The organism is Microcoleus sp. Pol11C3 (assembly GCF_036701485.1).
GTDB lineage: Bacteria > Cyanobacteriota > Cyanobacteriia > Cyanobacteriales > Microcoleaceae > Microcoleus.
In genome coordinates this window covers 1-6295 of sequence record NZ_JAUBQW010000217.1, presented here as the reverse complement: position 1 = coordinate 6295, position 6295 = coordinate 1, and the positions used below count along the sequence as shown (strand labels likewise).

At 46.7% G+C, this 6295-nt stretch carries 7 protein-coding genes; 4 read left to right on the top strand and 3 right to left on the bottom strand.

Translation table 11 applies throughout. The annotated features are described in order from the left end of the window. Positions 1-500: 500 nt before the first annotated feature. Positions 501-1256, top strand: coding sequence for a GerMN domain-containing protein (locus QUA40_RS27150; RefSeq protein ID WP_333131627.1), 756 nt, complete (start codon positions 501-503; stop codon positions 1254-1256). 115 nt (positions 1257-1371) lie between these two features. Here QUA40_RS27150 and QUA40_RS27145 read toward each other — a convergent pair whose 3' ends face one another. From QUA40_RS27145 to efp, 3 genes are all read right to left on the bottom strand, one after another. Next, positions 1372-1764, bottom strand: coding sequence for an ArsR/SmtB family transcription factor (locus QUA40_RS27145; protein ID WP_006631662.1), 393 nt, complete (start codon positions 1762-1764; stop codon positions 1372-1374). Between the two features lie 26 nt (positions 1765-1790). Beyond that, complete coding sequence (gene accB, locus QUA40_RS27140) at positions 1791-2348, bottom strand: acetyl-CoA carboxylase biotin carboxyl carrier protein (protein ID WP_333131625.1); 558 nt, start codon at positions 2346-2348, stop codon at positions 1791-1793. A 199-nt stretch (positions 2349-2547) separates the two neighbouring features. Continuing rightward, the gene (efp, locus tag QUA40_RS27135) at positions 2548-3105 is read right to left on the bottom strand and encodes an elongation factor P (protein ID WP_190659475.1); all 558 of its coding nucleotides are present in this window, start codon (positions 3103-3105) and stop codon (positions 2548-2550) included. A 249-nt stretch (positions 3106-3354) separates the two neighbouring features. On the opposite strand from efp, the gene QUA40_RS27130 reads away from it, so the two are divergent. From QUA40_RS27130 to thiL, 3 genes are all read left to right on the top strand, one after another. Beyond that, positions 3355-4479: a peptidylprolyl isomerase gene (locus QUA40_RS27130; RefSeq protein WP_333131629.1), complete on the top strand. Its 1125-nt coding sequence runs from the start codon at positions 3355-3357 to the stop codon at positions 4477-4479. Positions 4480-4720: 241 nt separating this feature from the next. Beyond that, positions 4721-5035, top strand: coding sequence for a hypothetical protein (locus tag QUA40_RS27125; protein WP_333131623.1), 315 nt, complete (start codon positions 4721-4723; stop codon positions 5033-5035). A gap of 173 nt (positions 5036-5208) precedes the next feature. Further along, positions 5209-6204, top strand: a complete 996-nt coding sequence (gene thiL / locus QUA40_RS27120) for a thiamine-phosphate kinase (protein ID WP_333131621.1) — start codon at positions 5209-5211, stop codon at positions 6202-6204. Positions 6205-6295: the final 91 nt, after the last annotated feature.

The window sequence follows — 6295 nt, the reverse complement described above, 5'->3', positions numbered from 1 at the left end:
TGATTTGGCTGCAAGTGAAGTCACTCCCGTAGCTTTGGTTGCTCCTTCTATCAATGGCTAAGTTTTAGCTTTTGATTGACAAAAAGCGCTCCTAGAAATAGGGGCGCTTTTTGTTTGGGGAAAAATATTTTTAGAAACCTGCTTCTATCTGTTAAATGCCTTAAATCCGTTACCCCCCTTACCTCCGTTACATCCATTCGTTGCTTTCCTTCTTCCTTTTTACTTATTTTTTCCTTCCTTTATTCTTTAATTTTTTATGATTACTATAGAATATAGCCACTAGGCCGATCGAGATACTGTGACATACTCCACGGGCGAAATCTTATATTATGGTCTAGGATTCCAATAGTCGGATTCAGAATATGTTGGGCTTGCTATAAAGTGTTCGCTAGCAGCAATGCAATTGTGTCAATTCCCGAATCTAACCATAGACAAATGTAGCTGATCAGGAGTCGCTCCTCACCGTCCCAAGCGCTCTATCTGTAAGGAGAATTTGTATTATGAAAGATGGAAAAGAAGTACGCCGCGTCTCCATCGCAGTGATTGCTGGTGTTTGCGGGTTGGCTTTACTTGCGGGAGGGGGCATTGCCTGGTGGACGGCGAATCGTTCGCCAACTCCCGCAGACACACAGTCTTCCGCTCCGACTAACGCTCCGGCGCTGTCCCCAAGTCCTGCGGAATCCCCTGTTGTAATTATCCCGGTGCCCCCTCCAACTCCTGTCCCAGCCCCTACTGCTCAGACGCCTAACGCTCAGACGCCTAACGCTCAGACACCTAACGCTCTGGTGCCAAAGTTGCCACAGCCAAAGCCTTTGCAGCAAACAGATGTCCAGACAGTGCAAGTTTACTGGGTTAAAGAGGCCAACGGTAAATTTGAGGGAGTTCCTACGAAAGTAGCTGTCAAACAAGCTGACAAGCCTGATGCAGCTTTACAAGCTGCTTTTAACAGTTTGTTAGCCGGGCCGAAGGATGGAACTGTTTCTAGCGAAATTCCTAATGGGACAAAACTCAGGGGTTTGAGTGTTAAGAATGACGGAGTTTATGTCGATTTGTCGGCAGAATTTACTTCGGGTGGAGGGAGCAATTCTATGACTAGCCGGTTAGGGCAAGTTATCTATACGGCTACGAGTTTACAACCGAATACCAAGGTTTGGATTTCGGTGGAAGGGAAGCCTTTAGAACTTTTAGGGGGCGAAGGTTTGGAGGTGGCTCAGCCGAGTACCCGCCAAAGTTTTGACAAAAATTTTCCCCTTTAGTAATTATGAGTCATTAGTTACAAGTGATTAGTCATCGGTCTCAAGGCCGAGAATAGGAATTGATAACTGATGACTCATGACTGAGGATTGAGGATTGAGGACTGGCAACTAATTTTCAGTGCTTCGTAGTTAGGCTAAATGCCCTAAAGTGTAGGGCTTGCTGTTCGATCCTGCTGGCCAGCCGATCGCACACCATATTACACAGCTCAAAAATTAACTCGTCTTGCACCTTATAATAAGCTGAAGTCCCTTCACTCCGGCGAGTGAGGATACCAGCTTGGAGCATTAGTTTTAGGTGCTTAGAAACATTGGCTTGACTCGTTTGAGTAGCTTCCACCAATTCTTGCACGCATTTTTCGCCGTCGCGAAGCAAGTTCAAAATTCGTAAACGCATGGGTTCGCTCAAAATACTGAAATACTCAGCAACTTGTTGCACAACCTCTTGCGGGACAGGCTGGGATGACTTCATCAAACTCACCGGAGAGAAGTGATCGGGAAATATTAGCATTTATTCCATAACAATAAAGTAATGTTTCAATCCGGATTAATTCGCATCAAAACTTGACCGTATTCGACAGGTTCCCCATTTTGAACTAAAATTTCCATCACTTGACCGGACACTTCATCAGCATCGATCTCGTTCATCAGCTTCATCGCTTCGATAATACAAACTGTCTGGCTCACCTTGATGCGATCGCCCACATTTACAAAAGGCGGCTCGTCGGGAGCAGCAGCGCGATAAAAGGTTCCTACCATCGGCGAGATAATTGGCACCCATTTCGTATCGACAGAAGCAGGTACGGCAGCAGGTACGGCGACAGGGGCGACGGGTACAGGTGCAGCCATATCTGCTCCTAAATTTGGGTCAACAGCAGGAGGTGACGCTAATGTGGGGCTAGCAACAGCCCCCAACGCGATCGGAGCGACAGTGGCCACGGTAGCAGGGAGCGCAGCAGAGGTGCCTGGTGAACTTGCCAGAATGCCTTTGCGTACTGTCAGTTCAATATCCCCACTTTTTAAGGTCAGTTCCGAAATGCCAGTTTTGTCTAATACAGTTAGCAAGTCACAAAGCTGGTTTAAGTCTAGTTGCACAGCAGATTCAAGGGTAATTAAGAATTGAAAATTGAAAATTGAAAATTGAAAATTCAGAATCAGGCGAAGCTAGGAGCATCAACGACTTTGGAGGCAAAAGGGATAGTTTTTAAGCTGTGAGCGATGAGTAGAGAATTTGGACTTCTTTAACTCATAACTCAGAACTAAAAACTAAAAACTCCCTTTTCCTCCCTCGTTTCTACTCTCGGCCGAGGTACTTGTCTTCACGAGTATCAATCCGAATCCGTTCTCCAATGGAAATAAACAGAGGCACCATAATCTGAGCGCCAGTGGAGAGGATGGCGGGTTTGCTGCCACCAGTGGCAGTATCTCCTTTGACTCCGGGATCGGTTTGTATCACTTCCAAGACAACAGAGTTGGGCAGTTCCACTTCCATGATTTGGTCGTTCCAGCGCAGGATGCTGACTTCCATACCTTCAGTGAGGTACTTGACACGATCGCCTATTTGCTTAGCACTGAGCCGACTTTCCTCGTAAGTTTCCATATCCATAAAGACGAGCTCGTCGCCCTCTTTATAGGTATGCTGCATCACGCTCTTTTCCAGGTTGGCTTGAGGCATAGTCTCGCCCGCCCGGAAGGTTTGTTCTACTACGTTTCCGGTTTGGACGTTTTTTAATTTTGTCCGCACGAAAGCTGAGCCTTTTCCGGGCTTGACGTGGAGGAATTCGATAACCCGCCACACGCCGTTATTCCATTCAATTGAAACACCTGGTCGAAAGTCGTTACTAGAGATCATATAAATTTTTGCGGGCAATCCCGTCGCCTTGCCGGCACGGGGGAACTACAGTCAGGTTAAAGCCGCAGTCTAGCTGACGGCATCAAAAAGCAATTGGCATTTTATTTTACCGTTCAAAGGGGGCAAGTGCTTTACGGAAAGCTAAAAAGCTCTCAAGGGAAGGAAGTTCAGCCACGAGGAGTGCACGGCAAACGGATAGAAGGCCGACAGCGCTGTGGGAAGATAATAGAGGCAATAAAAGTTAAAGTTATGTTGCATTGGTCTAATTTCTCGATCGATACGTGCAAGCGCTGGGTCAAAACCGTCGCTTTAGCGCTCCTGCTGTTCACTCTCGGACTGAGTTTCAGTCCAGTCTCCCATGCCAAACGCCCCAGCAGCAGTATGCCTGCTGGGAATGCGATTACCGACGGCCGGGCGCTGCTGCGCTTCGCTTTACCTATTGACAATCAGACTGTACGAGAGTTGCAAATCAGTCTCGAAGACATTGGCAACCACATACGATCTAAACGTTGGGGGCCGATTAGCAGCGATGTCAGCAAGGCTTCCAGGATTCTCAACCTTCGGGACTCTGACCTTTTAGAGAGTATTTCTGAGGCGCAAAAGCCGCAAGCTGAGGCGCTAGTTGCAGAAGTCAAGGAGGGAATTGCTCAACTGGAAAAGGCTGTTGAGGCTAAAGACAAGGAAAAAGTGATTGACTTGAAAGCCACAATCCTCGGTTCGCTAGGCGAAATCGAAGAGTTGATGGTGACAAAGTTTCCTTTTGAAGTGCCTGCAAAGTATGCTAATCTGCCTCAACTGAAAGGGCGCGCTACTGTGTCTGTACAAACAGAAAAAGGGGAAATTACTGTTGTGGTTGACGGCTACAGCGCCCCGGTTACGGCTGGTAATTTTGTGGATTTGGTTGATCGAGGTTTTTATGACGGTTTACCGTTTATTCGATCGGAAGAATCCTACGTTTTGCAAACCGGAGATCCCGAAGGCAAGGAAGAGGGTTTTATTGACCCAGCTACTGGCAAATACCGGAATGTTCCACTGGAAGTGCTTGTCAGGGACGAAAAGGAGCCTATTTATGGGATTACTCTAGAAGATGCGGGGCGCTATCGCGACGAGCCTGTTTTGCCTTTTTCTGCTTTCGGTACTGTGGCAATGGCCCGCAATGAAGCTGAACCCGACAGCGGTTCTTCTCAGTTTTTCTTTTTCTTGTTTGAACCTGAACTCACGCCCGCTGGCCTGAATCTTTTGGACGGCCGATATGCTGTTTTTGGTTACATGATTGAAGGAAAAGAAGTTTTGGAGAAACTGAAGCAGGGAGACAAGATTGTATCTGCTAAGGTAGTTAAAGGAATCGAAAATTTGGTGCGACCTCAAGTTTAATTAATGACGGCGATTGAGATCGCTTCTTGTCAAAAATGACGGCGATTGAAATCGCTTTTACAAAAACAAAGCCCGCCTGCGCGGGCTGAAAAAATCAAGAATGACGGCGATTGAAACCGTTTCTACATAAAGGTGAAGCCGATTGAAATCGCTTCTGCACCGACAAATCCCGCCTCCGCGGGCGGGAAGAATAGATTATTTTTATAGTTTCGTTATTGAAATCAGGAATTTAATCCAGAATATGGCTATTTTAGAATTTTTATTGGTAATTGGTTTGGGCGGATTCGCCGGCTTGTTGATTGTAAAAAATGTGAATGAAAGCAAGCAAAAGCAGCGATTGGATGAGGCTTTTTATCAGTTGTTGGAAACTCAAAACAGTCAAATTTCGTTGATTCAACTGGCTGCTAATGCTAGGGTTGAGGCAGAAGTGGCTCAGCAGTATTTAACTCGGCAAGTGAAGATTTTTTCGGCGGTTTTAGAGGTAGATGATGAAGGGGATACTTTTTATAGGTTTCCCCGGTTGCGCTTGCCGCCGAGTTCGGGTAAGGAATGGTAATACAGTTGACAGTTGACAGTTGACAGTTGACAGTTGTTAGTTGTTAGTTGTCATTGGTTTAGGAATTACGCACCAATAACGTGCTACAGGTAAGATACCTGTTCCATAATACATTGAGTTTATTGTAGGATGGGCATCTTGCCCGCCCGCATCTCACTAAAAAATCCTTTTTAATGCTGATTAAAGATATCGGGGAACAAGGTCTTTTAAGAATATTGCAAAAATTCTGCCCCGCAGAGATAGTGGGTGATGATTGCGCTGTCATGGCTACAAATCCCAACCAATCTCTCGCTATCACTACAGATATGTTGGTGGATGGAGTGCATTTTAGCGATCGCACTACGGGGCCTTATTACGCAGGATGGCGCGCCGCAGCGGCGAATTTGTCGGATCTGGCTGCGATGGGAGCAAGGCCTCTGGCAGTAACTGTAGCCCTGGCTGTGTCGGCAGATACGGCTGTGGAGTGGGTTGAAGAGTTTTATCGGGGAATGACGGCTTGCTTGCAAGAATATGATACGCCGATCGTCGGTGGGGATGTTGTGCGATCGCCCGTGGTGACTGTGGCGATTACTGCTTTTGGGGAGGTTGAGTGCGATCGTACCATTAGTCGGTCAAAGGCGCGATCGGATTGGGCGATTGTCGCGACTGGGGTTCACGGAGCCTCCCGCGCGGGATTAGAATTGCTGTTAAATCCAGAATTCGGGCAAAATCTTACAGAAGTCGATCGGGCTTCTTTAATTCTCGCTCACCAGCGCCCTAAACCGCGGCTGGATGTTTTGTCGGTTGTTTGGGAGATATTAGATTCTGCGGGTGAGTTTTCCATCGCCGGAATGGACAGCAGCGACGGTTTAGCTGATGCGATTATTCAAATTTGTCGGGCTAGCGGTGTTGGCGCAAAAGTCGATCGCACGAAAATACCAATTCCCCATATTTTCAGCGAAATAGTATCAACCGAAAAAGCTTTAGATTGGGCGTTGTACGGCGGGGAAGACTTCGAGTTAGTGCTGTTTTTGCCGATCGCGAATGCTCAGTTATTGGTGGAACAAATCGGTGATGGTGCTGCGATTGTGGGAATTGCTACGGATAGCACAGATATCTGGTTGACTGATAGCAGCGGTATTTATCCTGATCTTGTATTAAAGGTCGATCGAGGATTTCAACACTTTTGAATTATCTCTTATCTGGTAGTGCCCTGAAGGAAAGGAAGGAGTAAATTTAAGCTACTATTAGAGAGAAGTGTTTGCCATTAGTGATATGACA

Coding starts and splice junctions, on each gene's coding strand:
- QUA40_RS27150 (WP_333131627.1), top strand. CDS start 501: ATGAAAGATGGAAAAGAAGTACGCCGCGTCTCCATCGCAGTGATTGCT.
- QUA40_RS27145 (WP_006631662.1), bottom strand. CDS start 1,764: ATGCTAATATTTCCCGATCACTTCTCTCCGGTGAGTTTGATGAAGTCA.
- efp (WP_190659475.1), bottom strand. CDS start 3,105: ATGATCTCTAGTAACGACTTTCGACCAGGTGTTTCAATTGAATGGAAT.
- QUA40_RS27130 (WP_333131629.1), top strand. CDS start 3,355: ATGTTGCATTGGTCTAATTTCTCGATCGATACGTGCAAGCGCTGGGTC.
- QUA40_RS27125 (WP_333131623.1), top strand. CDS start 4,721: ATGGCTATTTTAGAATTTTTATTGGTAATTGGTTTGGGCGGATTCGCC.
- thiL (WP_333131621.1), top strand. CDS start 5,209: ATGCTGATTAAAGATATCGGGGAACAAGGTCTTTTAAGAATATTGCAA.